Here is a 24,720-nt window from a genome sequence, read left to right on the forward strand (position 1 = left end):
GCGTCAGACGCCGCCAAAACTGCCGGCAAGGGTGCCCATGATCAGCGCCCAGCCGTCCACCAGCACGAACAGCATGATCTTGAACGGCAACGAGATGATCAGCGGCGACAGCATCATCATACCCATGGCCATCAGCACACTGGCCACCACCATGTCGATGATCAGGAACGGGATGAAGATCATGAAGCCGATCTGGAACGCGGTTTTCAGCTCGGAGGTGACGAACGCCGGCACCAGAATGGTCAGCGGCACCTGATCGGGGCCGGCAAGGTCAGTGCGCTTGGACAGGCGCACGAACAGGTCCAGGTCGCTCTGCCGGGTCTGCGCCAGCATGAAGTCCTTGAGCGGGCCCTGGGCCGTTTCTATGGCTTGCTGGGCGGTCATCTGCTCGGCCAGGTAGGGCTGGATGGCCTGGGTGTTCACCTTGTCGAACACCGGCGCCATGATGAACATGGTCAGGAACAGCGCCATGCCGGTGAGCACCTGGTTCGACGGCGTCTGCTGCAGGCCCAGGGCCTGGCGCAGGATGGAGAACACGATGATGATGCGGGTGAAGCTGGTCATCAGGATGACGAACGCCGGGATGAAGCTCAGCGCCGTCATGATCAGCAGAATCTGCAGGCTGACCGAATACTCCTGCTGGCCGTCCGCACCATTGGACAGGGTGATGGCCGGGATCGACAGCGGGTCGGCGGCCAGGGCCAACGGCGCAGCCAGCAGCAGCGCCAGGGTCAACAGCAAGCGCGGGGCGCCCTTCATCACGTCTTGTCCTTTTGATCCTTGCCCATCAGCTCGAGCAGCCGCTGGGCGAATTCCGGCGTGGCCTGGCGCGCCGCAGCGGGCACCTCGACAGGCTCGGCCAGCACATGCAGGGCCTCGATGCTGCCCGGCGTGTGGCCGATCAGGATCTGCTCCTTGCCTACCTGCACCAGCAGCAAACGGTCACGCGGGCCGATGGCGCGGGTGCCGACGATCTCGATCACTGGCGCGCCGCGCTGGGCACTGCCCTGCATGCGCCGCAACAGCCAGGCCAACACGAAGATCAGCCCCACCACCACCAGCAAACCCAGTACCGTCTGCGCCAGCTGCGCGCCCAGCCCGCCCGGCGCGGGGGCCGCAGCAGCCGCGGCAGATGCGGTGGCCGGCTGGGCTGCGGCAATCGCCGCCTCGCTGACCAGCAAGGCCACCAGGGCCGTGAGGGCCCGCACCCTGCCCTTCACTCAGCGCAGCTTCTTGATGCGTTCGCTGGGGCTGATCACGTCGGTCAGGCGGATGCCGAACTTCTCGTTGACCACCACCACCTCGCCGTGGGCGACCAGGGTGCCGTTGACCAGCACGTCCAGCGGCTCGCCGGCCAGTCGGTCGAGTTCGATCACCGAACCCTGGTTGAGCTGCAGCAGGTTGCGGATGTTGATCTCGGTGCTGCCCACTTCCATCGAGATGCTCACCGGGATGTCCAGGATCACGTCCAGGTTGGGGCCTTCGAGGCTGACGTTTTCGCTGGGTTTCGGCGAGCTGGGGAACTCTTCCATCGCCATGGCGTTGCCATGGCCGTCAGCGGCCAGCAGTGCATCGATGTCGGACTGGCCGGCGTCGCCGGTTTCTTCCAGTGCTGCTGCCCACTCGTCGGCCAGGGCCTGCTCTTCGGGCGAGTTGATCTCGTTTTCGTTAGCCATGATTTCCTCGACAGCCATTCAATTCGTTTAGTGCGACCGGCACGCCGTCAGCGGCGCGGGATCGGGTCGATGACCTGCAGCGACAGGGTGCCTTTGTGCGAGCCCAGGCGCGCCTTGAACGCCGGCACGCCATTGGCGCGCAGCACCAGGTGCTCGGGCAGCTCCACCGGGATCACATCGCCCGGCTGCATGTGCAGCACATCGCGCAGTTTCATCTGGCGACGGGCGACCGTGGCCGAAATCGGTACGCTGACGTCCAGCACGTCCTCGCGCAGGGCCTTGACCCAACGCTCGTCCTGGTCGTCCAGGTCGGACTGGAAGCCGGCGTCGAGCATTTCGCGCACCGGCTCGATCATCGAGTACGGCATGGTCACGTGCAGGTCGCCGCCGCCGCCGTCCAGCTCGATGTGGAAGGTCGATACCACCACCGCCTCGCTGGGGCCGACGATGTTGGCCATGGCCGGGTTGACCTCGGAGTTTATGTACTCGAAGTTGACCGGCATGATCGCCTGCCAGGCTTCCTTGAGGTCGACGAAGCACTGGTCCAGCACCATGCGCACCACGCGCAGCTCGGTAGGGGTGAATTCACGCCCCTCGATCTTGGCGTGGCGGCCGTCGCCACCGAAGAAGTTGTCCACCAGCTTGAACACCAGCTTGGCGTCGAGGATGAACAGCGAGGTGCCGCGCAGCGGCTTGATCTTCACCAGGTTGAGGCTGGTGGGCACGTACAGCGAATGCACGTACTCGCCGAACTTCATCACCTGCACGCCGCCCACCGCCACGTCCGCCGAGCGGCGCAGCAGGTTGAACATGCTGATGCGGGTGTAACGGGCGAAACGCTCGTTGATCATCTCCAGGGTCGGCATGCGCCCCCGAACGATACGGTCCTGGCTGGTCAGGTCGTAGCTCTTGATGCTGCCCGGGTCGCCAGCGCTCTCGGTTTGTACCAGACCATCGTCCACCCCATGCAGCAGGGCGTCGATCTCATCCTGGGACAGCAGGTCCTGCACGGCCATCTGTGTGCTCCTACTGCAATACGAAATTGGTGAACAGCAACTGGTCGACGACCGGCTTGCCGACTTCCTTCTGCGCCACTTCCTGCACCACCGCGGTGGCTTTCTGGCGCAGCATCTCCTGGCCTACGGGGCTTGCAGACAAGGTGTCGAAGCCTTGGCCGGAGAACATCATCACCAGGTTGTTGCGGATCACCGGCATGTGCACCTTGAGGGCGTCCAGGTCGGCCTGGTTGCGGCCCTGCATGGTGATGCTCAACTGCATGTAACGCTGGCGGCCGTTCTGGTTGAAGTTGACCACGAAGGCAGGGGCCAGCGGTTCGTAGATCGCCGGCTGCTTGACGTTGCTCGCCGCGGCTTCCGGCGCCGGAGCCGACTCGCTCTTGTGCATGAAGAACCAGGTGGCGCCCACCGAGAGGCCGACCGCCAGCAGCAGGGCCACTACCACCAGCAGGATCAGCTTGAGTTTGCCTTTAGCGGCGGGGTCTTTCACTGCGTCGCTCTTCGCCATGCCAATAATCCGTCGTCCATCAGGGTTTCAAAGAAGGATGACGAGGCTTGAGCAAGTGTTATGCCAGATTTGGCCGGAAGGAAATTTCAACAACGTCCGCCGCCCCCACAGGCATGGGAGCGGCGGCGCAATCACGCGTAATAATCGACCGTGCTGTCGCCGATCACCACCTGCTGCTCGACCGGGCGCGTAGCATCCGCCAGCTCGCCACCCTCGCCTGCACCATTGGCGGCGCGGCGAGCCGCCACACCGGACAGGTTCGAGCCATCTTGCTGGGCTTGCTGCTGTTGCTGGCCGCGCGACTGGTCGGCCACGCTCACGTCGGGCTGGGCCAGGCCCTGCTGGGCGAACAGCTCGCGCAGGCGATGGACCTGGCTGTCGAGGGCGTCGCGCACCCCGGCATGGCCACTGACGAAGTGAATCTGGGTGGATTGGTCCGCCGCGACATTGACGCGGATGTCCAGGCGCCCGAGCTCGGCCGGCTCCAGCTGGATGTCAGCCGACTTGAGGTTCTGGCTGGACAGGTACATCACCCGGTTGACCAAGCCTTCGGCCCAGGCGCCCTGGTTCATGGCCAGGGGTTGCGCCAAGGGGCTGGGTGCCACTGGCACGGCATTGGCGGTCTTGGCGGTGGCGGCCTGGGTGAGGCTGGCCAGGCGGTTGGCAAAGTCGTCGACGCGGGTATCGCTGCTGGCGCTCTTGAGGTCTTTGAGGCCGTCGTCGATGAGCCCGGCAAAGGCCTTGTCGCCACCTTCGGAGCTGCCCGGCTCGGTTTCAGCCTTGCCCACCAGGTTCGCCAACGTATTGACGGCCGCCTGATTCGGGTCGGTCGGCTGCTGGCTGGTGTTTTCGCTGCGGCTGCTGGCGGCATGGGCCGAGGTGGTGCCCTTGGCCTGGGCGCTCTGCTCGAGGGCCAGGCGCAGGGTCGGCATGTCTGCCAGCGGGTCGGCCGCAGGGTCGAACTCTTCGGCGGTCACTGCCTGTAGCGGTGGCTGCTGCGCGGGCTGCGGCTGCTGCGCTGCAGACTGCAACATCGGCGCAACGGCCTCTGCCTGGGCCTGCAACAGCTGCGCGCCCGGCTGGGCATCGGTGACCTGGCCGGCCACCAGAGCCGAGTCCAGCAGTGCCGCTGCATCGCCATCACCGGCCTGGGTGGCGTCGGCAACCGGGGTAGCCGGGGCGCTGTCGTCAGCTGCCGCCGTGGCTGGCAAGCTGTTGCCGTCATCGGCAACGTCGGCCTTGCCGGTATCGTCCTTTTTGCCGCTGGCGGCAGGCTCGGGCTTGTCCTTCGGTTTGGGCTGGGCAGGCGCCTGGGCCACCTTGTCATCCCGTGACAGAACCTTGTCACGGCCCTGCCGGGCCATGACCTTGTCGAAGCCTGCGCCCTGATCGGCCGTGGGCTGCAGCGATTTGTCCGACGCGCCGGCAACCGGGCGCGAAGCCTTGTTCAACAGGCCGGCTTGCAGCAATGGGTTGGGTGCGACAGGCATTGAAACATCTCCACGCCAGAAACTTTAAAAAACGTCTGGGTGAGGAAAAGCAAAACTCGCGCCAGTATTAACTCAGCCTGTCGAAATACGCTGCCGCTCGCTGCGGTAAAAGCGCTGCACCTCAATGTATTCCTGGTCGATACGGTTGATCAGGTCTTCAATGCCGTACAACGGCACCTGCCTCACCCGCTCCTCCAGTTGCTGGCACAGCCGGGCCAGCCCCACGGCGCCCATGTTGCTGCTGCTGCCCTTGAAACTGTGCGCCGCCAAGCCGAGCTCCTCGGCGTCCTTGGCCTCGTGCAGCTGGCTCAGGCGCCGCTCGGAATCTTCGAGGAAGGTTTCCAGCAATTGCAGGTAGCCATCTTCCATGACCTCCCGCAGGTCGCTCAAAACCTTGTGATCGATATGCATGTCCACCACTTGCTCACTCCCTGATCAAGCCTGTTTCACCAAGGCCCGACACACCGCCCGGGCCCACCTACCAATCGAACGTCACCTGCGCCAGGCGCCCGCCGTCAAGCCATTGCGCAGTGCACCCCAGGCGCCTGACCAGGCTCAGCCCGCGACCGCTGAAGCCTTGCTCCTGCGGGCCACGCGCCAATACCCTGGCGACGTCGAAACCGGCCCCGCTGTCGCGCACCTCGATCATCAGACGCCCGCCCCGGGGGCGGGGTTCCACCTTCAAGCCAATGCGTACGAAGCCCTCGACCTGGTTGGCCAGCCGCTCGCCACGCTGGCGATAGTATTCCGAGAACCCCTGGGCGTCGCGCTTGAGACACGAATCCAGCCCCAGCACCCCGTGCTCCAGAGCATTGGAATACAGCTCGCTGAGCACACTGTGCAACATGCCGCTGACCGGCCTCAACCCGTGGATTTCCTGCAACAGTTGCACCAGGTACGGCACCGGGTTGAAGCGGCGCAGGCTGTCGCCGCGCAGCTCGAAGTCCATGGCCCAGTCCAGCGGGCTGGAACGGCCACTGTCGGAATACACCACCGGCTGCGGCGCCACGCTGTCAGGGCCGAGCATGCGCACATCGCACAGGCTGATATCGTCCCGCGGCTCGCCGCCGAAGCGCGCCAGGGCCTGCATCACTTCATCGAACAAACGCGCCGGCTCGCGGTTGGCGGCCAGCACTTGCCGCAAGCGGTGCACGCCGAACAGGTGCTCCTGGGCATCGCAGGTGTCCACCACGCCATCGGACAGCAGCAACAACCGCTCCCCCTCAGCCAGTGGCAATACATGGGTGCTGTCGTCGAACTGCTCGGGGGGCAAGATGCCCAACGGCAGGTGGCGCGACGCAAGCATCCCCAACACCTCGCCATTTTCAGCCAGGTGGTAGGCATCAGGCATGCCGCCGCTCCACACCTCCACCGTGCCGCGCTGGAAACTCAGGTTGAGCAGCAACGCACAGCAAAACATGTCCACCGGCAAGATGCGCTTGAGCTTGGCGTTCATCTCGCGCAGCGTCTCGACCAGCCCGTAGCCCTTGGCCGTCATGCCATAGAACACCTCCGCCAATGGCATGGCGCCGACCGCGGCAGGCAGGCCGTGGCCAGTGAAGTCGCCGAGCAACACATGCATGTCGCCGCTCGGGGTGAACGCAGCCAGCAGCAGGTCGCCATTGAACAGCGCGTAGGGCGACTGCAGGTAACGGATATTTGGCGCGCTCAGGCAGCCGGAATGCGCCACTTTGTCGAACACCGCCTTGGCCACCCGCTGCTCGTTGAGCAGGTGATGGTGGTGGCGGGTGATCTGATCGCGCTGTTCCAGCACCGTGGCCTGCAGCCGGCGCAGGCGGTCCATGGCGCGGATTTTCGCCGCCAGAATCACCGCACTGTAGGGCTTGGCCATGAAATCGTCGCCGCCGGCCTCCAGGCAGCGCACCAGCGCCTCTTCCTCGTTGAGCGAGGTGAGAAAGATGATCGGTACCAACGCTTCGCCGGCCAGCGTCTTGATTTGCCGGGCGGCCTCGAAACCGTCCATCACCGGCATCAACGCATCCAGCAACACCAGTTGCGGGCGCTGCTCGAGGAACAGGCGCACCGCCTGTTCGCCGTTTTCTGCAGTGCACACCTCGTGGCCCTGGCGGCGGACGATCTGCGCCAGCAGCATCCGGTCGGTGGCACTGTCCTCGGCCACCAGCACACGTAACGCCCGAGCGTCAGGCATGGCGACGCTCAACTGATATCGAAGAGTTTTTCGAAGTTGGAGATGGCCAGGATCTTGCGCACATCGGGGCTTGCGTGGACCACGCGGATGTCCGAGTCCTCGCCACCGACGTGGTCGCGCAGCAACAGCAGCATGCCCAGCGCCGAACTGTCGAGATAGGTGGCCTCCCTCAGGTCGACCACTACCGAGTCCGGGGCCGGGTGCTGGCGCTCGTAGGCATCACGAAACTCCTGATACTTGCCGAAATCGAAGCGCCCCTTGACCTTGATCGTGAGCTTTTTCCCATCCTGTGAAAAATCAGTTTCGACTGCCATGCGAGCGATTCCTTCGATGATGGCGAATGCAACTTATGGAAGGTTTAGCAGTGCCCACCCCGGGGTGCAAGCTTGCCCTGCCTTGTGTTGTCGCGCAGAGAACTGGTCTCGAAGATGCGCCACGGTCTCTGTGGGAAGCGGCCTTGTGTCGCGACGGGCTGCGCAGCAGCCCCGGCAATCTTGCATGAGGCCGAGACCTTGGGGCCGCTTCGCGGCCCATCGCGACACAAGACCGCTTCCCACAGAGACCGTGTTGAATCAATGAGTTGCAGTTTTTCTATGGGAACGGCTTTAGCAGCGAACACCGGTGCAGCCGGTGCCAGCTCAAAGGGGATTTTGCCGGGGCAGGCGCTGGGACAGCTCGTCGAGCAGGCGCTGCTCGCGCTTGTCTTCGGCGCGCCGGGCTTCGTCCATGTAGCGCTGCACCAGCTTGCGCAGGCCTTCCACCCGGGCATAAGCCTGCTGCCAGGCGCCGCGGGCGTTGTTGAGGTTGTTCTGGTGCCAGGCCATGCTCTGGCGCTGCTGGGTCATGGCGGTTTCCAGCTGGCCGAGAAAGCGCTGGTAGTTGACCAGCCAGTTACCGTTTACGCCATTGCCGCCACGGTTGATCCACTGCGCCTGGTACCCCTCGCGGAAGGTTTCAAGCTCGGCCAGCTTGGCCTGGGCCTGGGCCAGTTGCTGCTGGAAGTGCCCAAGGCGCTGGGCAGCCTTGCGCTCGGCCTCCTCGGCCATTTCCACCACCGGCGCCAGGCGCGCGGCGCGACTTGGCTGGCCCATGGCTTAGCGGCCTGCCCCGGGCGGAGTGAAGATCGCTTCAAGCTCGGCGCGGCTCTGGGCCATGGATACATTCTCGTCCAGGCCCTGGCGCAGGTAATCGACCATTTTCGGTTGCAGGGCGATGGCCAGGTCAGTTTCCGGGTCGCCGCCAGCCACGTAGGCACCGACGCTGATCAGGTCGCGGCTTTGCGACAGGCGCGACCACAGCTGCTTGAGCTTCTGCGCCTGGCGCAGGTGATCGGCATCGACCACCTGGGGCATGACCCGGCTGATCGAGGCTTCGATGTCGATGGCCGGGTAATGGCCCTCTTCGGCCAGCCGGCGCGACAGCACGAAGTGGCCGTCGAGCACGCCCCGCGCCGAGTCGGCGATCGGGTCCTGCTGGTCGTCACCTTCGGACAATACGGTATAGAACGCGGTGATCGAGCCACCGCCGGGTTCGCCGTTGCCGGCACGCTCCACCAGCTTGGGCAGCTTGGCGAACACCGACGGCGGGTAGCCACGGGTGGCCGGCGGCTCGCCGATGGCCAGGGCGATTTCCCGCTGAGCCTGGGCGAAACGGGTCAGGGAGTCCATCAGCAACAGGACGTTCTTGCCCTTGTCGCGGAAATATTCAGCGATACGGGTGCAGTACATGGCAGCCCGCAGGCGCATCAGCGGCGCATCGTCGGCGGGCGATGCCACCACTACCGAACGCTTGAGCCCCTCTTCACCGAGGATGTGCTCGATGAACTCCTTCACCTCGCGCCCCCGTTCGCCGATCAGCCCGACCACGATGATCTCGGCCTCGGTGAAGCGGGTCATCATGCCCAGCAACACCGACTTACCCACACCGGTACCGGCGAACAGGCCCAGGCGCTGGCCGCGGCCAACGGTGAGCAGGCCGTTGATGCTGCGAATACCTACATCAAGCGGCTGACTGATGGGGTCGCGGTTGAGCGGGTTGATGATCGGGCCGTCCATCGGCACCCAGTCTTCGGCCTTCATGCCGCCCTTGCCGTCCAGCGCGCGCCCGGCGCCGTCGAGCACCCGGCCGAGCATGCTCATGCCCATGGGCAGGCGGCCGCTGTCGTCCAGCGGCACCACCCGCGCCCCGGGCGCGAGGCCAACGATACTGCCCACCGGCATGAGGAACACCTTGGCGCCGGCAAAGCCCATCACCTCGGCCTCCACCTGCACCGGGTGGTAGCTGTCGTCGTTGATCACCAGGCAGCGGCTGCCCACCGCGGCGCGCAGGCCTTCGGCCTCGAGCGTCAGGCCGACCATGCGCAGCAGGCGGCCCTCGACCACCGGCTGGTCGGGCAGCTTCACCGCGCCTTGGTAGCTTTCCAGGCGCTTGCCGAAGCTGGTGCGGTCAAGGCGCATCGTCTTCACCGGCTGGCACGTCCAGCTCTACCGAAATGTCCGGGGCGGCCGGGTGCAGCGACTGGTCATGGGACTGGTCGTACAGTTGGGCTATGGCCTTTTCGATACGGGTTTCCATGGTCGCATCGATGCGGCTGTGGGCCGTTTCGATGCGGCAGCCGCCAGGCATCAGCGCTTCGTCTTCGAGCAGCTTCCAGCTTTCTTCGTGGCGCTCGCGCAGGGCCTTGGCCAGCTCGAAGTCCTGCGGGTTGAGGTGGATGCGAATATTGTCGGCGCCCATTGGCAGCAGCTTCAGGGCTTCACGCAGCACATGAGTGATCTGGCTGGAGTCGGCTTTCAGCTCGCGGCCGATCACCTGGCGGGTCATGTGTGCCACCAGTTGCACCAGGCCCTTCTCGATCTGGGTGTCCTGCTCGGCGATGGGCTCGAGCAGGTGCTGCATGAGTTGCTCGAGGCTGGCCAGCTTGGCGGCCAGGGCGACTTCCGCCTCCTGGCGCACCTTCAGCTGGGTGCTGTGGAAGCCTTCACGCTCACCGGTGGCGAAGCCTTCGTTGTAGGCCTCCTGGCGGATGGCCTCGAGCTCTTCGAGGGTCAGTGGCTGGACTTCCTCCAGCGGTACCTCCTCGACCTCCTCGACGATTTCCGGCTCAGGCTCCGGCTCGGGTTCGGGCTCTGGATCGAAGCTGGGCAGCGCCCACACATCGACGCCCTCGAGGTCGCGGGCGCGGATCAGGTCGCTGGGGTGTTCGGTGGTGGACATACTTTAAGCTTCTCGAACCGTGTTCAGCCAACGCCTACCCTGTGGGAGCGGGTTTACCCGCGAAAGCGTCAGCAAGGATAACGCCGTCGCGAGGGCTGACGCATTCGCGGGTAAACCCGCTCCCACAGGATTTGCGCCAGCCCGATGCGATCGGGCTTAGATCATTTCCTCGGCGCCCTTGCCACCGAGCACGATCTCGCCGGCCTCGGCCATGCGGCGGGCGATGGTGAGGATTTCCTTCTGCGCCGTTTCCACGTCGCTGACCCGCACCGGGCCCTTGGCCTCGAGGTCGTCGCGCAGCAGCTCGGACGCACGCTTGGACATGTTCTTGAAGATCTTGTCCTTGACCCGCTCGTCGGCGCCCTTGAGCGACACCACCAGCACGTCCGAGGACACCTCGCGCAGCAGCGCCTGGATACCACGGTCGTCGACGTCGGCCAGGTTGTTGAAGACGAACATCAAGTCTTCGATCTGCTCGGACAGGTCGCTGTCGATCTCGCGGATCGAGTCCATCAGCGCACCCTCCACCGAACTGTCGAGGAAGTTCATGATGTCGGCGGCGCGCTTGATGCCGCCCAGGGTGGTGCGCGCGGCGTTGGAGTTGCCCGAGAACTGCTTCTCGAGGATCTGGTTCAGCTCCTTGAGCGCGGCCGGCTGCACGGTGTTCAGCGACGATACGCGCAGGACGATGTCCAGGCGCACCTTGTGATCGAAATTGCTCAGCACTTCACCGGCCTGGTCGGGGTCGAGGTAGGCGACCACGATTGCCTGGATCTGCGGGTGCTCGTAGCGGATGACGTCGGCCACGGCGCGCGGCTCCATCCATTTGAGGCTGTCCAGGCCGCTGGTGTTGCCACCCAGCAGAATGCGATCGATCAGGCCGTTGGCTTTGTCTTCGCCCAGGGCCTGGTTGAGCATCTTGCGGATGTAGCCGTCGGAGCCGACGCCCAGGCTGGTCTGGTCGCCGACGATCTCGACGAACTCGCTCATCACCTGCTCGACCTGTTCGCGATGGACGTTGCCCATCTGCGCCATGGCCACGCCGACCCGCTGCACTTCCTTCGGGCCCATGTGGCGCAGCACCTGCGCAGCATCGGTCTCGCCCAGCGAGAGCAGGAGGATAGCCGCCTTGTCGACGCGGCTCAGCTTGGCGGTAACGGCTCGGTTGTCACTCATCGTCGTTGATCCACTCTTTCACGACCTGGGCCACGCGGCCCGGGTCTTCGGCCACCAGGCCCTTGATTGCGTTGAGCTGCGCCTCGTAACCCTCGGTCGGGCTCGGCAACAGAATGCTTGTCGGGCCACCCAGGCTGACGCGGTCGTTGGCCAGTTCGCCATCCAGACCGATCATGCCGCCCAGCTCCATGTCGCTATCTGCGGCAGCTTGCTTGCCACCGCCGGTGATGTTGTTGAGCACCGGACGCAGTACGCCAAATACCAGCACCAGGATGAACAGCACGCCCAGCACCTGCTTGACGATGTCCCAGAACCACGGCTGCGAGTAGAACGGAATGTCTGCCAGCTCGTCGCCACGGTCGGCGGCGAACGGCACGTTGATCACGGTCACGCTGTCGCCACGGCTGGCATCGAAGCCCACCGCGTCCTGCACCAGGCGGGTGAAGCGCGCCAAATCCTCGGCGCCCCAAGGGGTGCGGGTGGCTTCGCCGCTGGCGGCGTCGAGCTTGACCTGATCGTCCACCACCACGGCTACCGACAGGCGGGTCAGACGCCCCTGCTGCTGGCGGGTGTGGCTGATGGAGCGGTCCAGCTCGAAGTTCTTGGTGCTTTGCTGGCGCTTGTCGCTCGGGTACGGGGCGAGCATCGGCTGGCCGGTAGCCGGGTCCATGATCTGCTGGCCGTTGGAGTCGACCAGCGGCTGGCCTGGCTGGATCGGGCCTGTGGCGCCAGCAGCACCACCGGTGGTCTGCGGCGCGGTGGCCGGGCCTGGCGGCTGGTTGCTCAGGGCGCCCGGCACGCCTTGCGGGCCCTGGCTGCTGGAGCGCTGTTCGTTGACCGACTGCTCGCTGCGCAGGGCCGGCTGGTCGGGGTTGAACTGCTCGGAGGTGGACTCGACAGCGCTGAAGTCGACGTCGGCCGACACTTCGGCCTTGTAGCGGTCGTTACCCAGCACCGGCTGCAGGATATTGTGCACACGCTGGGTGAGCATGCCTTCCATGCGGCGGCTGTAGTCGAACTGCTTGCCGGCCATGGTCAGGGCGGTGTCCTGGATCTGCTCGGAGAGCAGGTTGCCCTTCTGGTCGACCACGGTCACCTGGGACTTGTCCAGTTCAGGCACGCTGGTGGCTACCAAGTTGACGATGGCCATTACCTGGCCGGCTTCCAAAGCACGGCCCGGGTACAGCTCGACCAGTACCGAGGCGCTTGGCTTGCGCTCGTCACGCACGAACACCGAGCTTTTCGGGATGGCCAGGTGCACGCGGGCAGCCTTGACGTTGTTCAGGCTCGATACGGTACGCGCCAGCTCGCCTTCCAGGCCACGGCGGTAGCGGGTGGCTTCCATGAACTGGCTGGTACCCAGGCCCTGCTCCTTGTCGAGCAGCTCGAAGCCGATATTGCCATCGCTCGGCGCCACGCCGGCCGCTGCAAGTTTCAGGCGCGCACGGGAGAGGTCGTCGGCCTTGACCAGCAGGGCGCCGGAGTTCGGCTCCACGCGATAGGGAATGTCGGAGCTGGCCAGGGTGTCCATGACCTGCTTGGTGTCCATACCGGCCAGGCTGCCATACAACGGACGGTAGTCCGGCTGCTGCGACCACAGCACCACGGCAAAACCGATGGCCACGCTGGCGGCCAGACCGACCAACAGGCCGACCTGACGCAGCATGGGCATCTGCGAAATGTTTTCCAGGAACGCCATGCCGAACAGCGGCGGCTTGGCTGCTGGCGGGCCGCTTTTGGCGGGGGCGTTATCGACGACTGCTTCGGCCATGACTCAACTCTCGCCTTAAACCGGCATCTGCATGATGTCCTGGTACGCTTGCACCAGCTTGTTACGCACCTGGGTCAGTGCCTGGAACGACACGGAGGCCTTTTGCGAGGCGATCATCACGTCGGTCAGGTCGACACCGCTCTTGCCGATCTCGAAGGCGTTGGACAGCTGGGTGGAAGCCTGCTGCACATCGTTCACCTTGCCGATGGCCTGGCCGAGCATGTCGGCAAAGCTGCTCTGCCCCGGTGCCAGCTCGGGGGCGGCAGCGACTTTGGGCAGGGACATGGCATCGGCCTGCATGGCACGCATGTCCAACATCAGACGATTGAATTCAACACCTTGGGTCATGGACTTCTCTCTCCGGCGGCCGCATTTTTTTGACAGTCATGCAGCGGATAGGCTGGAACTAGCAAGAGGAGTGCCAGCCCGCCCATCGGTCATTCAAAACGGTGTATCAGCCGAACAGGCTGGCTTCCACATCAAGCCCTGCGTCACGCATCTGCGCGAGCTTGTAGCGCAGCGTGCGCGGGCTGATGCCCAGGCGCTCGGCCGCCTCCTTGCGACGCCCGCGCTCGGCGCGCAGGGTGTCGATGATCATCTGGTATTCGTGGCGGCGCATGTCATCGCCCAGGCCACCGGCCTCGACCGTCAAATCCTCGGATAATGGCACCGTAGTGGCCACCGCCGGACTCGACAACGGAATGACGCCTGCCAGACAGAAATCCGCCGCCTCGATCACCCCGCCCTGCTGCAGGATCAGCGCACGCTGCAGCGCGTTGTCCAGTTCACGCACGTTGCCCGGCCAGGCATGGGCCTGCAGGCAGGCGCGGGCATCGGCCGACAGGCGTACCGGGGCGTGCTTCATCTTGCCGACATGGCGCGCAAGCAGGCGCTCGGCCAGCGGCAGAATGTCGGCCGGGCGCTCGCGCAGGGCGCGCCAGGCCAGGGGGAACACCGACAGGCGGTAGTACAGGTCTTCGCGGAAACGCCCGGCGGCAACTTCACCGGCCAGGTCGCGGTTGGTGGTGGCCAGCACGCGAATGTCCAGGGCGATCGGCTTGCGCCCCCCTACCCGCTCCACTTCACGCTCCTGCAGCACCCGCAGCAGCTTGGCCTGCAAGGCCAGGGGCATTTCCGAAATTTCATCGAGCAGCAAGGTGCCGCCATCGGCCTGCTCGAACTTGCCAGGCTGAGCGGCGATGGCGCCGGTGAACGAGCCCTTCTCGTGGCCAAACAGGGTGGCCTCGAGCATGTTGTCGGGGATTGCCGCGCAGTTGATTGCCACGAACGGCGCCGCTGCCCGGGGCGACTGCTGATGGATGTAGCGCGCCAGCACTTCCTTGCCGGTGCCGGACTCGCCGGAAATGAGCACGGTGGAGTCGCTGCGCGCCACGCGCGCGGCCAGCTCCAGCAACTGCCGGCTGGCCGGCTCGCTGGCCACCGGGCCGTCCTGCTCGGCATCCCCCAGCTGGCCTGCTGCGTGGCGCTCCACCAAGCTGATCAGCGCACGCGGCTCGAACGGTTTCACCAGGTAGTCCACCGCCCCCTGGCGCATGGCATCCACGGCTCGCTCGACCGCAGCATGGGCGGTCATCAGCAGCACCGGCAGTTCGGGGTGGTTGCGCCCCAGTTGCGCCAGCAGCTGGTGGCCATCCATGCCGGGCATGTTGACGTCGCTGACCACCAGGCTGAACGGCTCCTCGCCCACTGCCTGGATGGCCTCCTCGGCCGACCCCACGGCGCGGTGGGCGAAACCACCGATCTCGAGGGTATCGACCAGGGCCTGGCGCAATACACGGTCGTCTTCGACCAGCAATACCTTGATATCCATCATTGCGCCTCCTGCGCACCGATCAACGGCAGCACCACCTGGGCACAGGTGCCACGCCCAGGCCTGGAACGCAGGCTCAGGCTGCCCTGGTGGGCACGCACCACCGCCTGCACCACCGCCAGGCCCAGCCCGGTACCGGTGGCCTTGGTGGTGAGGAACGGCTCGCCCAGGCGCGCCAGCAATTCGGGGTCGATACCCGTGCCGGCATCGCTGATGCAAAGGTGCAGGCTTTGCTCGCGGCGGTACAGGTGCACCTTGAGGCGCGCGGGCTCAGTACTGGCCTGCAGGGCGTTGTCGATCAGGTTGAGCAAGGCGCCGACCAGGGTGTCGCGATTGCACAGTAACTCACCCAGATGGGTGTCGCACTGCCAGCGCACTGCATGGCCTTGTACATGGGCCTGGGCCGCATGCTGCAAGGCCTGGAACAGCGCCTTGGGGGTCAGCCGGTCGCCCAGCGGCAGCTCGCCGCGGGCGAACACCAGCATGTCGCGCACCTGGTGCTCAAGCTCCAGCAGGCGCTCTTTAAGGCTGCCAGCAAAACGCTGACGGGTTTCGAACGGCAGATCGCGTTCGCCGTCGGCCAGGTGGCCTGCGTAGAGCATGGCCGCCGACAGCGGCGTGCGGATTTGATGGGCCAGCGAGGCCACCATGCGGCCCAGGGACGACAAGCGCTCGTGGCGCGCCAATTGGTCCTGCAAGCGACGGGTTTCAGTCAGGTCGGTCAGCAACACCAACTGGCCAGGTTCGGCGTCCAGCGAGCGGGTGGCGATGGACAGGCGGCGGCCGTCGCGCAGCGACACTTCATGGCCGTCATCCTTGCGCGGGGCGAAACTGCGGGCGATCACCTGGCGCCACAGCTGGCCGATCAGCGGCTCACCCAATAGCTCGCAGGCTGCCGGGTTGGCTTCGCAGACGTAGCCTTGGGCGTCGATCACGATCACCCCGCCCGGCAGCAGGTCCAACAGGTTCTGCAGGCGGTTGGCCAGGCGCTCTTTCTCGCCAAGCTCGGCCATGCGCTGCGCACTGACCACCTCCAGCTCGCCCTTGAGCTCGCTGACGCGTGCCTCGAGCATGCCGTAGGACTCGGTAAGCTGGGTGGAGACCTGGTTGAACAGGGCGAACGCCTGCTCCAGGCCCAGCCGGCTTTCCTGCTCGACCGGAATGCTCGCCTGCAAAGCAGGAACTCGGGACTTGTGGGCGGCCTGGGGCATCGTGCTCTCTCGCATGGCTGACCGTCATAAAAACGGTGTGATGCCAGCGGTGTAGCAATACCCGTGCCGGGGATGGGGAATTGCACGGGGACAACCAGCCCCATCGCGGGGCAAGCCCGCTCCCATGCGAGTTTCAGCGTGGGAGCGGGCTTGCCCCGCGATGGGGCTCAGGAGCAGGCGTCAATCCTCCGCCTGCTCCTCGCCGCCCTGGCGGCTCATGCCGTACTTGCGCATCTTTTCCACCAGCGTGGTGCGGCGGATGCGCAGGCGTTCGGCGGCGCGGGCGACGATGCCGTTGGCATCGTCCAGCGCCTGCTGGATCAAACCCTGCTCGAGGCTGCCGAGGTAGTCCTTCAGGTCCAGGCCTTCTGGCGGTAGCATGGCGGGGTTGGCGAAGCTTGGCGTGTGGCCGTTGATCGCCACGCGCTCTTCGAGGTCGCTGCGCAGGCTGTCCACCAGTTGCTCGTCTTCGTCGTCGACGTAGCGGAATTTCTTCGGCAGCTCCGACACACCGATCACCCCGTACGGGTGCATGATCGCCATGCGCTCCACCAGGTTGGCCAGCTCGCGCACGTTGCCCGGCCAGCCGTGGCGGCACAGCGACATGATCGAGGCGGAGTTGAAGCGGATCGAGCCGCGCTTTTCGTGCTCCATGCGCGAGATCAGCTCGTTCATCAACAGCGGGATGTCCTCGACGCGCTCGCGCAGCGGGGCCATCTCGATGGGGAAGACGTTCAGCCGGTAGTACAGGTCTTCGCGGAAGGTGCCGTCCTCGATCATGCTCTCGAGGTTTTTGTGGGTGGCCGCAATGATGCGCACGTCGATGCTCTGGGTCTTGTTGCTACCCACGCGTTCGAATGTGCGCTCCTGCAATACCCGCAGCAGCTTGACCTGCATCGGCAGCGGCATGTCGCCGATTTCGTCGAGGAACAGCGTGCCGCCGTTGGCCAGCTCGAAACGCCCGGCACGGCTGGTGATGGCCCCGGTGAAGGCGCCCTTCTCGTGGCCGAACAGTTCGCTTTCGAGCAATTCTGCAGGGATGGCACCGCAGTTGACCGGCACGAACGGCGCTTCGCGGCGCTTGGAGTGATAGTGCAGGTTGCGCGCCACCACCTCTTTACCGGTGCCGGACTCACCCAGAATCAGCACGCTGGCGTCGGTATCGGCCACCTGCTGCATCATCTGGCGCACATGCTGGATGGCACGGCTGGTGCCGACCAGGCTGCGGAACAGGTTGGGCTCGCGCTGGCGACCGCGCTCGCGGGCCTGGTCGTACATCTCGCGATAGACCTGGGCACGGTGCAGCGAATCGAGCAACTGGCTGTAGCTCGGCGGCATCTCGAGGTTGGACAGCACGCGGCGGCGCAGGTCCTCGGGGAACTCGGCCGAAGAAATTTCACCCAGAAGCAGCACCGGAAGGAACTCATCCCACCCTGCCACTGTCTTAAGCAACCCGAGCACACCGGCTGGAGCATTTACCGCCCCGATCAGCACGCACAGCACTTCGCGGCTCGACGACAAGGCCTCGACCGTTTGCTGCCAGTTGTCACTGGAGCACGGCAGGTTTTCTTCGCCGAGGAAATTCAGGACCACCGCCAGATCGCGGCGGCGGGCGCTGTCGTCATCGATCAGGAGAATCTTGGTTTCACGCCACATGCAATAGCAACTTCCCTAGTCATATCGGCGCCCGTGGGGCGTGCTCGACATCATTCCGACTGAATGGTCAGTGTTCGGACGTCTGAAATTCGAAAACAGCCACTAGTTAAGTCAAAAAACAGCGTGCAGTCAATTTAATGGCGCGCTATTTCTCGTGTTATTCGTGGTCAGGTGAACAGATGGTATACCTTCGCCGCGTTTTTTGCCTGACGTAACTGCGCCATCTCGTCGACTATCGATTGACGCTCACCACTTGCCACGTCGATCAGCTGACGGTAGACCTCCAGCAGCTCTTCCAGGCTGGCGCGCACTTCGGCTTCGTTGACCAGCGCTTCGGCCAGTACATCCTCGACGCAAATGCGGCACTCAAGGTCGAGAGCGCCGACCGCATCCCAGTCGCGACTGGCCAACGCTGCCAGCAACGCATCCCGGGTTCGCTCGATACGCTCGATCACCTCGCTCATACAACCTCCCGGCTCAAGGCGCCGTCGACTGCCCGCCGACCGCATCCCAGCCTTCCTTGACGGTGGTCAGCAAGCCGCGGACCTCCTCCAGAATAGCCGGGTCGTTGTGCATGTTGGCCTCGCTCAGTCGGCGGGTCATGTACAGGTACAGGTTGTCGAGGCGATTGAGTTCATCGGTCATGTTGTCGCGGTCGAGGCCGTCACGCAGCCCGCCAATGATGCCGATGGCCTTGCCGATGGCAATACCCTTGCCGGCAAGGTCGTTGCGCTGCATGGAGCCACTGGCCTGGGCAATACGGTCCAGGCCGCCTTCCATCAGCATTTGCACCAGACGATGCGGGCTCGCCTCGGAGGTCTGCGCCTGGGCGCCGATCTTCTGGTACTGCCGAAGGGCTAACATTGGGTTCATGGGGTACCTCGTCACCACGGGGGTTGCTGTATGACCGGGCTATCGGCGCGGCGTCAAAAAACTTTAGCGAGAATACAAAAAGCCCGACGGAGCGTCACGCTTCGTCGGGCTTTTGGCGTTGGCCTTTCAACCTCGGGCTATGCCGGGCCGCTCAGGCCTTATGCCGGTCAGGAGTTCTTCTGCTGAGCCGCCATTGCCTCGAAGATGGACGTCACGGTGTCGCGCTGGGAGTTCAACTGGCCGACCAGGGTGTCCATGTTGTTGTACTTCTTGGTCAACGACGCCTCGAGGTCCTTGATGCGCGCATCCAGGGCGGTCTGCTCCAGCTCCAGCGATTTTTTCGCCGACTCCAGCGACTTGTTGCGGGTGTCCAGCACGCCGCCGCTGGTCGAGAACGGCTCCATGGCCTTGACCATGCGGTCGAGCACGCCGCCATCACCGTTGAACAGGTTCTGCACTTCGCCACCGAGCTTCTGATCGTTGATGGCCTTGGTGAACTTGGTGCTGTCGAACTCCAGCATGCCGCTGGCCTGGGAGGTATTGATACCCAGCTGCGACAGTACGGTCAGCTGCCCGGAACCTGCCGTCGCCGGCACCACCAGCTCGTTGCGCAGTGCAGTCAGGATGCTGCGCACTGCCGAGTCACCCGCCAGCGCCGGCGTGTTCCAGGTGCCGTCGGTACCCTGCACCGACTTGCTCACGGTATTGATGTTCAGCACCAGCGAGTTGTAGGCGTCGACGAAAGACTGCAAGGAGGTCTTCAGGCCATCGGTGTTGGCGGTCACGCCAATCGAGACCGCCGAGTTGGTGTCGGTCTTGGCCAGCAGCTCGAAGGTCATGCCACTGATCGCGTTCTCGACCTTGTTCGACTTGCTGGTAAGGGCCATGCCATCGATGTTGAATTCGGCATCCTTGGCCAACTCGCCAACGCGCCCGGCCCCACCGGCAGCGGTCATTTCGGCAGCCGGATCGATAGTCATCACGCCAGTGACGGAGATGTCCGAGTCCTTGCCCATGGTGTCGGAGCTCAACACCAGTCGCGAGCCCTGCCCGTCGTTGACGATGTTGGCCGTGTAGCCCTTGGACGTTGCCTGGGCGTTGATGGCGTCACGGGTTTGCTGCAGCGTGGCACCGGCCGGAATGGTGACATCGAAACTGGTGCCGTTCTGGGTCAGGGTCAAGGTGCCGCCACTGGCAGACACCACCGAGCTGCTGTCGGTGTAACGGTCACTGGCCACCCGCGAGGCGGTAGCCAGTTGCGAGACCTGCACCGAATAGCTGCCATTGACCGCAGAGCTGCCGGCAGTGGCCTTGACGGTCTTGTCGTTGGAGCTGGTAGCCACCGAACCCAGGAACGCCGGGTCAGTAGCGCTATTGAGCTTCTCCAGCGTACTTTTGAACGCCGTCAGCGCACTCTTGAGGCCACCGACGGCCGAAATCGACGCGGTGTTGGCCGAGGTACGGCGGTCGAGCTGGCTTTGCTTGGGGGTTTTCTCAGCATTAACCAGGGCCTCCACAATGGCCGTAGTATTGAGGCCGGAACCCAGGCCCAAACTCGGTAGAATTGGACTTGCCATTACAAACTCCTTATCTGGTTAACGCCAACAAGCTCAACCACCCCTGCAACTTAAGGGGCGAATCGGTCGGCCAGCTGTCAGGCCTTGATATCGAAAAGCACGCTGTTGGCATCCTGCAGGCTGCGGGCCAGCTCCAGCGCGGTTTCCGAGGGGATCTGGCGAATCACTTCACCGCTGTCGCGGGCGACCACCTTGACGACCCATGTGCCGGTGGAGTCATCCACCGAAAATTCCAGGTTGCGTTGCAACGACTGGACGAAATCCTGTATTTCCTTCACCGCCGAGTGTAGCTCGGCCTCGCTACCGGGTGCGGCAGCGTCTTGTACCTGCGATGCATCACGGACCTGGCCTAAGGCCTTGAGCGCAGCATCATCCTTATGCATGTTGCCGGCTACCGACGACACCGGATACGACGGGCTCGACTTTACGCTTATGTCCATCGTGCATCACCTCTGAAAGTAAAAAGCGAGAGAGTGCGCAGGCACCCTCTCGCTGATTGCATCGCGCTATTACTGAAGCAGTTTCAGTACGGCGGATGGCAGTTGGTTGGCCTGGGCCAGAACTGCGGTCGAAGCTTGCTGCAGGGTTTGCTGCTTGGTCAGCTGAGCGGTTTCTGCGGCGAAGTCGGTGTCTTGAACGCGGCCCATGGCGGCAGCCGAGTTCTCGTTCATGCTTTGCAGGTTGTTGATGGTCGACTGGAAGCGGTTCTGGATGGCACCCAGGTCCGACTTGGTGTCGTTCACGGTTTGCAGAGCGGTGTCGATTGCGTCGATTGCAGCGTCAGCCGAGGTGTGAACAGCGGCGTCGGTGGTGCCCGAGATCGCCAGGGTACCGGTGCCAACACCCAGAGTCGAAGCTGCGAACGAGGTGCTCAGGGAAACGGTCAGGGTCTGGCTGGTGCCAGTCATCGCGCCAACCTGGAACTCCATGTCGCCAGCAGTACCGTCCAGCAGTTGCTTGCTGGTACCGAAGGTGGTGGACGAAGCGATACGGGTGATTTCGTCGGACTTGGCAGCGAACTCTTTGTTCAGAGCGGCGCGTTCAGTGGTACCGTTCGAGTCGTTTCGAGCTTGCAGAGCCAGCTCACGCATACGCTGCAGGATGTTGGTGATTTCCGACAGAGCGCCTTCAGCGGTCTGGGTGATCGAGTTACCGTCGTTGGCGTTCTTGATGGCAACGGTGGTACCGGTAACCATGGTCTGCAGCTTGGTGGCGATCTGCTGGCCGGCGGCGTCGTCTTTGGCGCTGTTGATGCGCAGGCCCGAGGACAGGCGGGTCATCGAAGTGCCCAGAGCGTCAGAAGCTTTGTTCAGGTTCTTCTGCACGCCCAGCGAAGTGGTGTTGGTGTTTACGGTTAAAGCCATGACGAATTCCTCGTTGGATGGATACTGCGGCTTCCGGCCCTGGCATCCGCCGGGTGTGGCCTAGAGAACCTTCGTAATGGTTATCGTCGGTTTTGCAAGTTGCTTTAGGGGTTTCGCAAAAAAAAATGCCATCACCGCGCCACCCCTTGTATTCCGCGCCTTCCAGCCCGCCTCTCGCGCCACGCCGAAAAAAACCAAGTGTGACGCACATCACATTTCAGTGCGCTGCGCCCTGCCCGATCAGGTGCACCAGCTCGTATTCCAGGTAATCCGCCAGGGCCAGCCAGTCCTGGCGCTGCTGTGCATCCAGCATTGCCTGCAGCAGTACCGTGCCGGCTTGCGGCTCGAGCTGTGGCAGCACGGCCTCGAACAACTCGACCATGCGTACACCGCCCTCTACATCGCGCCCCAGGCGCATCAGTGCGGCACACTCGCGGGCCGCCTCCACGTGACTGCTCGCACTCATGAACAGAACTCCGCATCGAACTCGGTACCGGCAATCAATGCGCCGTCTCGGCTGGTGTTGAAAAAGCGCACCTCGGGGTGGCGGGCAATGAAGCGCTCAAGCTCGATCAAGTAACCGCGGAAGTTGAGCTGGGTGCGCACCCGCTGGCCATGCCCGTCGAGCACCCAGTGGCTGGCATGGCTGATCGACGGGCCCAGGGCGCCATCCTCCCAGCCAGTATGGGTGCGCCCACCCGGGAAGGCGAAATCGGCGCCGAACAATGTGATGCGCTTCACCCCAAGCTGGACCGCCAGATCCACAGCGGGGTGCAGCACGCTGCCGCCGACGAACAGCTCGGCACGGGGAATTTGCTGACGCACCTGCGCATACAGCTCGCTGGCGGAATAGGCGCTGTAACGCGGGCCTTGCCATTGGCTGAGCAGCTCGACATCGAGCATGGGCATGTAGACCAGCATGATGCCTTGCGAACCCTCTGACGGCAGGTGACTGATACGGATGGCGTGATCGACGCTGACGACGATGTCGGGCTGGATACCAGCCCGCTGCAACGGTAGGTAGGCGGTATCGACGCAGATCAGCAGCGGCCGCTCGGAGCGCCCGCGAATGGCTGCCAGCGCCGGCAGATGCCGGGCAAGGCTCGGGCCAGTGGCGATCACGTAGCAGTCGCGGCCCTTTGCAGAGCCGAACAGGCTGGCGACATCCGGGTCCTGCTGCAGCAGCGGCAGGCTTGCCTCAAGCAACCCCTGCAACCTCGCATCCGCCACATCGAAGCGGCGATTGTTGTAGGCTAGGTGGCTCTCGCTGATCAGCCGGTCACGGATTTTTGCGTTGAAGTCGTCGGCCAGCACCAGCTCGGAGGGCAAGGCGAAAAACGGTAGCTGGATTTCGCTGCTATCGCCGGCAAACGCCAGCTCGACGCGGGGGTCGAGCAGCCAGTCGCTGTGGTCCAGCAACTGCACCACCAGCGCAAACAACGCGCCGTTGAGTAGAAACACTCGCAATCGCTGAAGGGTTGGGCGCTCCAGCAACACCCTGGGCAAGTCGCCAAGGCCCACGCCGTAGAGGTGAACCACCTCATTGCCTTCGGCAAGGCTTGTGGCCTGCAGGCGCGCCTCGGCAACCCGGTCATGACGGCTGGTGAGCTGAATACCAGAGATACTTAAGGTAGAGCCCAGCCCCTCAACCAGCTCAGCTTCGAGCGGCTCGCCCGCTTGCTGTTGCAGGCGCTCGAACAGCGCCGGCCAGCGTGCCTGCAGAACCTCAGCGTTCGCCTGGAAAAATTCGCTCATGTTCGAGCTTCCCTTACCTGCAAAACGCTGAAGCCTACCTGACTACGCCGGTTTATTCAGCCCGGTGAAGAATGGCCGAGCCCCACGACAGGCCAACGCCGAAGCCACTGATGGCCACGCGCTTCCAGGTGCCGTCGTTCAGGCGCTTTTCCAGCAGCAGCGGAATGCTCGACGAAACCGTGTTGCCGGTCTCCAGCATGTCCTTGACGAACTTGTGCGCCTCGGACTTCTCCGGCTCTTCCTCGAAGCGCCGCGCCACGGCATCGACGATCGCCGCGCTGCCCTGGTGAATGCAGAAGGCGTCGATGTCACTGTTCTGCAGGCCCGACTCGCCGAGCAGCTCGTGCAGGTGCGCCGGCACCTTGATCAGGGCGAAGTTGAACACCTGGCGGCCGTTCATGTAGAACTCGCCGTCGGTGACTTTCAGGTAGGGTGCGCCCGCGCCATCGGTACCGAACTTCGATTTGCCCAGCTGCCAGGCGGCGTCTTCGGCCATCCAGGTAGCGGTGGCAGCATCACCGAACAGCATGGTGGTGTTGCGGTCTTCGGGGTTGACGATCTTGGAGTACGGGTCGGCGGTGACCAGCAGGCCGTTTTTCAGCCCTGCGGCCTCCATGAAGCCCTTGAGCGCATAGATGCCGTAAACGTAGCCAGAACAACCCAGGGAGATGTCGAAGGCAGCCACATGGGTCGGCAGGCCGAGCTTGTGCTGGACGATCGCGGCGGTGTGCGGCAGGCCCTCTTCGTCACCGTTCTGGGTGACGACGATCAGCGCATCGATGGCTTCGCGCTTGAGTTCGGGGTTGGCGGCGAACAGGTTGTTGACGGCCTCGACGCACAAGTCGGAGGTTTCCTGTTCATCTGCTTTGCGCGGCAGGAAGGCCGAGCCGATCTTGCCGAGGATGAAGGTTTCATCCTTGTCGAATTTTGCGCCTTGCGCGTAGTTGTCCAGGCCGGCAGCGGGCACGTAGCTCGCGATGCTTTTAATGCCGATCATCATGGCTTCCCAATAAAAAACAGCTCAATACCACCGCCCGGATGACTGGGGCAGCGCCTGAAAAAACGGAATCCGCCGCCCCACGGGTGGCGCAGGCGAGCGGCAAATGCACGCCGGCCCCATTAACGATTAAAGAGGGAGATGCCCGCTCTGACCGATAGGTCACGAAATATTGCAGACAATCGCATATTTTGCCCGGGTGCGTCACCCCGGCGAGGCGGAAAGTGGAGTAATGGCGGCACAGATACAGCGCCGGGAGCGGGTTTGCCCTGCGATGGTCATGCGCCCCCTGTGGGAAGCGGCCTTGTGTCGCGATTGGGCTGCGCAAGCGGCCCCAGGATCTTTGCCACCCTGCAAAATCGCCGGGGCTGCTTGCGCCGCCCAATCGCGACATAAGGCCGCTTCCCACAAGAATCGAGTCGCCTTTTAGAAA

26 protein-coding genes are annotated in these 24,720 nt (G+C 64.0%); all 26 read right to left on the reverse strand.

Annotated elements, in window-relative coordinates; all coding sequences use genetic code 11:
- Nucleotides 1–3: 3 nt before the first annotated feature.
- On the reverse strand, nucleotides 4–759 hold the full coding sequence (fliP, locus tag KSS93_RS21655; protein WP_217839643.1) for a flagellar type III secretion system pore protein FliP: 756 nt from the start codon (nucleotides 757–759) through the stop codon (nucleotides 4–6).
- Nucleotides 759–1,220: a flagellar biosynthetic protein FliO gene (fliO, locus tag KSS93_RS21660; RefSeq protein ID WP_217885916.1), complete on the reverse strand. Its 462-nt coding sequence runs from the start codon at nucleotides 1,218–1,220 to the stop codon at nucleotides 759–761. Before fliO ends, fliP begins: the two co-directional genes overlap by 1 nt.
- Entirely contained in the window at nucleotides 1,221–1,676 is a 456-nt protein-coding gene (fliN, locus tag KSS93_RS21665) for a flagellar motor switch protein FliN (protein WP_217885917.1), read from the reverse strand.
- A 47-nt stretch (nucleotides 1,677–1,723) separates the two neighbouring features.
- Nucleotides 1,724–2,692: a flagellar motor switch protein FliM gene (gene fliM, locus KSS93_RS21670; protein WP_217839646.1), complete on the reverse strand. Its 969-nt coding sequence runs from the start codon at nucleotides 2,690–2,692 to the stop codon at nucleotides 1,724–1,726.
- A gap of 10 nt (nucleotides 2,693–2,702) precedes the next feature.
- Nucleotides 2,703–3,200, reverse strand: a complete 498-nt coding sequence (gene fliL / locus KSS93_RS21675) for a flagellar basal body-associated protein FliL (RefSeq protein WP_217839647.1) — start codon at nucleotides 3,198–3,200, stop codon at nucleotides 2,703–2,705.
- A 131-nt stretch (nucleotides 3,201–3,331) separates the two neighbouring features.
- Nucleotides 3,332–4,690, reverse strand: a complete 1,359-nt coding sequence (locus KSS93_RS21680) for a flagellar hook-length control protein FliK (protein WP_217885918.1) — start codon at nucleotides 4,688–4,690, stop codon at nucleotides 3,332–3,334.
- 72 nt (nucleotides 4,691–4,762) lie between these two features.
- Nucleotides 4,763–5,110, reverse strand: coding sequence for an Hpt domain-containing protein (locus KSS93_RS21685; protein WP_217885919.1), 348 nt, complete (start codon nucleotides 5,108–5,110; stop codon nucleotides 4,763–4,765).
- Between the two features lie 58 nt (nucleotides 5,111–5,168).
- Entirely contained in the window at nucleotides 5,169–6,860 is a 1,692-nt protein-coding gene (locus tag KSS93_RS21690) for an ATP-binding SpoIIE family protein phosphatase (protein ID WP_217885920.1), read from the reverse strand.
- 8 nt (nucleotides 6,861–6,868) lie between these two features.
- Nucleotides 6,869–7,174: an STAS domain-containing protein gene (locus KSS93_RS21695; RefSeq protein WP_217885921.1), complete on the reverse strand. Its 306-nt coding sequence runs from the start codon at nucleotides 7,172–7,174 to the stop codon at nucleotides 6,869–6,871.
- A 324-nt stretch (nucleotides 7,175–7,498) separates the two neighbouring features.
- Nucleotides 7,499–7,951: a flagellar export protein FliJ gene (gene fliJ / locus KSS93_RS21700; RefSeq protein WP_217885922.1), complete on the reverse strand. Its 453-nt coding sequence runs from the start codon at nucleotides 7,949–7,951 to the stop codon at nucleotides 7,499–7,501.
- A 3-nt stretch (nucleotides 7,952–7,954) separates the two neighbouring features.
- A complete protein-coding gene (gene fliI, locus KSS93_RS21705; RefSeq protein ID WP_217885923.1) occupies nucleotides 7,955–9,316 on the reverse strand; it encodes a flagellar protein export ATPase FliI in 1,362 nt (453 codons plus the stop codon).
- Nucleotides 9,306–10,076, reverse strand: a complete 771-nt coding sequence (gene fliH / locus KSS93_RS21710; RefSeq protein WP_217885924.1) for a flagellar assembly protein FliH — start codon at nucleotides 10,074–10,076, stop codon at nucleotides 9,306–9,308. Before fliH ends, fliI begins: the two co-directional genes overlap by 11 nt.
- Before the next feature lie 156 nt (nucleotides 10,077–10,232).
- On the reverse strand, nucleotides 10,233–11,252 hold the full coding sequence (gene fliG, locus KSS93_RS21715; protein WP_217839655.1) for a flagellar motor switch protein FliG: 1,020 nt from the start codon (nucleotides 11,250–11,252) through the stop codon (nucleotides 10,233–10,235).
- Nucleotides 11,245–13,023, reverse strand: coding sequence for a flagellar basal-body MS-ring/collar protein FliF (gene fliF / locus KSS93_RS21720; protein WP_217885925.1), 1,779 nt, complete (start codon nucleotides 13,021–13,023; stop codon nucleotides 11,245–11,247). Before fliF ends, fliG begins: the two co-directional genes overlap by 8 nt.
- Nucleotides 13,024–13,038: 15 nt before the next feature.
- Nucleotides 13,039–13,371 (reverse strand): flagellar hook-basal body complex protein FliE, encoded by a 333-nt coding sequence (gene fliE / locus KSS93_RS21725; protein WP_217839657.1) that lies wholly within the window; start codon nucleotides 13,369–13,371, stop codon nucleotides 13,039–13,041.
- Between the two features lie 106 nt (nucleotides 13,372–13,477).
- On the reverse strand, nucleotides 13,478–14,854 hold the full coding sequence (locus KSS93_RS21730; RefSeq protein WP_217888782.1) for a sigma-54-dependent transcriptional regulator: 1,377 nt from the start codon (nucleotides 14,852–14,854) through the stop codon (nucleotides 13,478–13,480).
- Entirely contained in the window at nucleotides 14,854–16,065 is a 1,212-nt protein-coding gene (locus KSS93_RS21735) for a sensor histidine kinase (protein WP_217885926.1), read from the reverse strand. The genes KSS93_RS21730 and KSS93_RS21735 overlap by 1 nt, the downstream gene beginning before the upstream one ends.
- 180 nt (nucleotides 16,066–16,245) lie before the next feature.
- The gene (fleQ, locus tag KSS93_RS21740) at nucleotides 16,246–17,721 is read right to left on the reverse strand and encodes a sigma-54 dependent transcriptional regulator (RefSeq protein ID WP_217839660.1); all 1,476 of its coding nucleotides are present in this window, start codon (nucleotides 17,719–17,721) and stop codon (nucleotides 16,246–16,248) included.
- Nucleotides 17,722–17,888: 167 nt separating this feature from the next.
- The gene (locus KSS93_RS21745; RefSeq protein WP_217885927.1) at nucleotides 17,889–18,185 is read right to left on the reverse strand and encodes a flagellar protein FliT; all 297 of its coding nucleotides are present in this window, start codon (nucleotides 18,183–18,185) and stop codon (nucleotides 17,889–17,891) included.
- 13 nt (nucleotides 18,186–18,198) lie between these two features.
- Nucleotides 18,199–18,594: a flagellar export chaperone FliS gene (gene fliS, locus KSS93_RS21750; protein WP_217885928.1), complete on the reverse strand. Its 396-nt coding sequence runs from the start codon at nucleotides 18,592–18,594 to the stop codon at nucleotides 18,199–18,201.
- A gap of 167 nt (nucleotides 18,595–18,761) precedes the next feature.
- Entirely contained in the window at nucleotides 18,762–20,171 is a 1,410-nt protein-coding gene (gene fliD, locus KSS93_RS21755; protein WP_217885929.1) for a flagellar filament capping protein FliD, read from the reverse strand.
- 77 nt (nucleotides 20,172–20,248) lie between these two features.
- Nucleotides 20,249–20,611, reverse strand: coding sequence for a flagellar protein FlaG (locus KSS93_RS21760; protein ID WP_217885930.1), 363 nt, complete (start codon nucleotides 20,609–20,611; stop codon nucleotides 20,249–20,251).
- Nucleotides 20,612–20,680: 69 nt separating this feature from the next.
- A complete protein-coding gene (locus tag KSS93_RS21765) occupies nucleotides 20,681–21,535 on the reverse strand; it encodes a flagellin domain-containing protein (RefSeq protein WP_217885931.1) in 855 nt (284 codons plus the stop codon).
- Between the two features lie 217 nt (nucleotides 21,536–21,752).
- Nucleotides 21,753–22,001: a hypothetical protein gene (locus KSS93_RS21770; RefSeq protein ID WP_217885932.1), complete on the reverse strand. Its 249-nt coding sequence runs from the start codon at nucleotides 21,999–22,001 to the stop codon at nucleotides 21,753–21,755.
- Nucleotides 21,998–23,290 carry a motility associated factor glycosyltransferase family protein gene (locus KSS93_RS21775; protein ID WP_217885933.1) on the reverse strand — a complete coding sequence of 431 codons (1,293 nt, stop codon included), beginning with the start codon at nucleotides 23,288–23,290 and terminating at the stop codon, nucleotides 21,998–22,000. The genes KSS93_RS21770 and KSS93_RS21775 overlap by 4 nt, the downstream gene beginning before the upstream one ends.
- A gap of 52 nt (nucleotides 23,291–23,342) precedes the next feature.
- The gene (locus KSS93_RS21780) at nucleotides 23,343–24,287 is read right to left on the reverse strand and encodes a ketoacyl-ACP synthase III (protein ID WP_217885934.1); all 945 of its coding nucleotides are present in this window, start codon (nucleotides 24,285–24,287) and stop codon (nucleotides 23,343–23,345) included.
- Nucleotides 24,288–24,720: the final 433 nt, after the last annotated feature.

Origin of the sequence: Pseudomonas xanthosomatis (assembly GCF_019139835.1) — a bacterium.
GTDB classification, from domain to species: Bacteria; Pseudomonadota; Gammaproteobacteria; order Pseudomonadales; family Pseudomonadaceae; genus Aquipseudomonas; species Aquipseudomonas fakonensis.

What these genes read in the sequence shown, in the direction of transcription:
- fliP (WP_217839643.1), bottom strand. Translation starts at nt 759, where the DNA reads ATGAAGGGCGCCCCGCGCTTGCTGTTGACCCTGGCGCTGCTGCTGGCT.
- fliN (WP_217885917.1), bottom strand. Translation starts at nt 1,676, where the DNA reads ATGGCTAACGAAAACGAGATCAACTCGCCCGAAGAGCAGGCCCTGGCC.
- fliM (WP_217839646.1), bottom strand. Translation starts at nt 2,692, where the DNA reads ATGGCCGTGCAGGACCTGCTGTCCCAGGATGAGATCGACGCCCTGCTG.
- fliL (WP_217839647.1), bottom strand. Translation starts at nt 3,200, where the DNA reads ATGGCGAAGAGCGACGCAGTGAAAGACCCCGCCGCTAAAGGCAAACTC.
- KSS93_RS21680 (WP_217885918.1), bottom strand. Translation starts at nt 4,690, where the DNA reads ATGCCTGTCGCACCCAACCCATTGCTGCAAGCCGGCCTGTTGAACAAG.
- KSS93_RS21690 (WP_217885920.1), bottom strand. Translation starts at nt 6,860, where the DNA reads ATGCCTGACGCTCGGGCGTTACGTGTGCTGGTGGCCGAGGACAGTGCC.
- KSS93_RS21695 (WP_217885921.1), bottom strand. Translation starts at nt 7,174, where the DNA reads ATGGCAGTCGAAACTGATTTTTCACAGGATGGGAAAAAGCTCACGATC.
- fliJ (WP_217885922.1), bottom strand. Translation starts at nt 7,951, where the DNA reads ATGGGCCAGCCAAGTCGCGCCGCGCGCCTGGCGCCGGTGGTGGAAATG.
- fliI (WP_217885923.1), bottom strand. Translation starts at nt 9,316, where the DNA reads ATGCGCCTTGACCGCACCAGCTTCGGCAAGCGCCTGGAAAGCTACCAA.
- fliH (WP_217885924.1), bottom strand. Translation starts at nt 10,076, where the DNA reads ATGTCCACCACCGAACACCCCAGCGACCTGATCCGCGCCCGCGACCTC.
- fliG (WP_217839655.1), bottom strand. Translation starts at nt 11,252, where the DNA reads ATGAGTGACAACCGAGCCGTTACCGCCAAGCTGAGCCGCGTCGACAAG.
- fliF (WP_217885925.1), bottom strand. Translation starts at nt 13,023, where the DNA reads ATGGCCGAAGCAGTCGTCGATAACGCCCCCGCCAAAAGCGGCCCGCCA.
- fliE (WP_217839657.1), bottom strand. Translation starts at nt 13,371, where the DNA reads ATGACCCAAGGTGTTGAATTCAATCGTCTGATGTTGGACATGCGTGCC.
- KSS93_RS21730 (WP_217888782.1), bottom strand. Translation starts at nt 14,854, where the DNA reads ATGGATATCAAGGTATTGCTGGTCGAAGACGACCGTGTATTGCGCCAG.
- KSS93_RS21735 (WP_217885926.1), bottom strand. Translation starts at nt 16,065, where the DNA reads ATGCCCCAGGCCGCCCACAAGTCCCGAGTTCCTGCTTTGCAGGCGAGC.
- fleQ (WP_217839660.1), bottom strand. Translation starts at nt 17,721, where the DNA reads ATGTGGCGTGAAACCAAGATTCTCCTGATCGATGACGACAGCGCCCGC.
- KSS93_RS21745 (WP_217885927.1), bottom strand. Translation starts at nt 18,185, where the DNA reads ATGAGCGAGGTGATCGAGCGTATCGAGCGAACCCGGGATGCGTTGCTG.
- fliS (WP_217885928.1), bottom strand. Translation starts at nt 18,594, where the DNA reads ATGAACCCAATGTTAGCCCTTCGGCAGTACCAGAAGATCGGCGCCCAG.
- fliD (WP_217885929.1), bottom strand. Translation starts at nt 20,171, where the DNA reads ATGGCAAGTCCAATTCTACCGAGTTTGGGCCTGGGTTCCGGCCTCAAT.
- KSS93_RS21760 (WP_217885930.1), bottom strand. Translation starts at nt 20,611, where the DNA reads ATGGACATAAGCGTAAAGTCGAGCCCGTCGTATCCGGTGTCGTCGGTA.
- KSS93_RS21765 (WP_217885931.1), bottom strand. Translation starts at nt 21,535, where the DNA reads ATGGCTTTAACCGTAAACACCAACACCACTTCGCTGGGCGTGCAGAAG.
- KSS93_RS21770 (WP_217885932.1), bottom strand. Translation starts at nt 22,001, where the DNA reads ATGAGTGCGAGCAGTCACGTGGAGGCGGCCCGCGAGTGTGCCGCACTG.
- KSS93_RS21775 (WP_217885933.1), bottom strand. Translation starts at nt 23,290, where the DNA reads ATGAGCGAATTTTTCCAGGCGAACGCTGAGGTTCTGCAGGCACGCTGG.
- KSS93_RS21780 (WP_217885934.1), bottom strand. Translation starts at nt 24,287, where the DNA reads ATGATCGGCATTAAAAGCATCGCGAGCTACGTGCCCGCTGCCGGCCTG.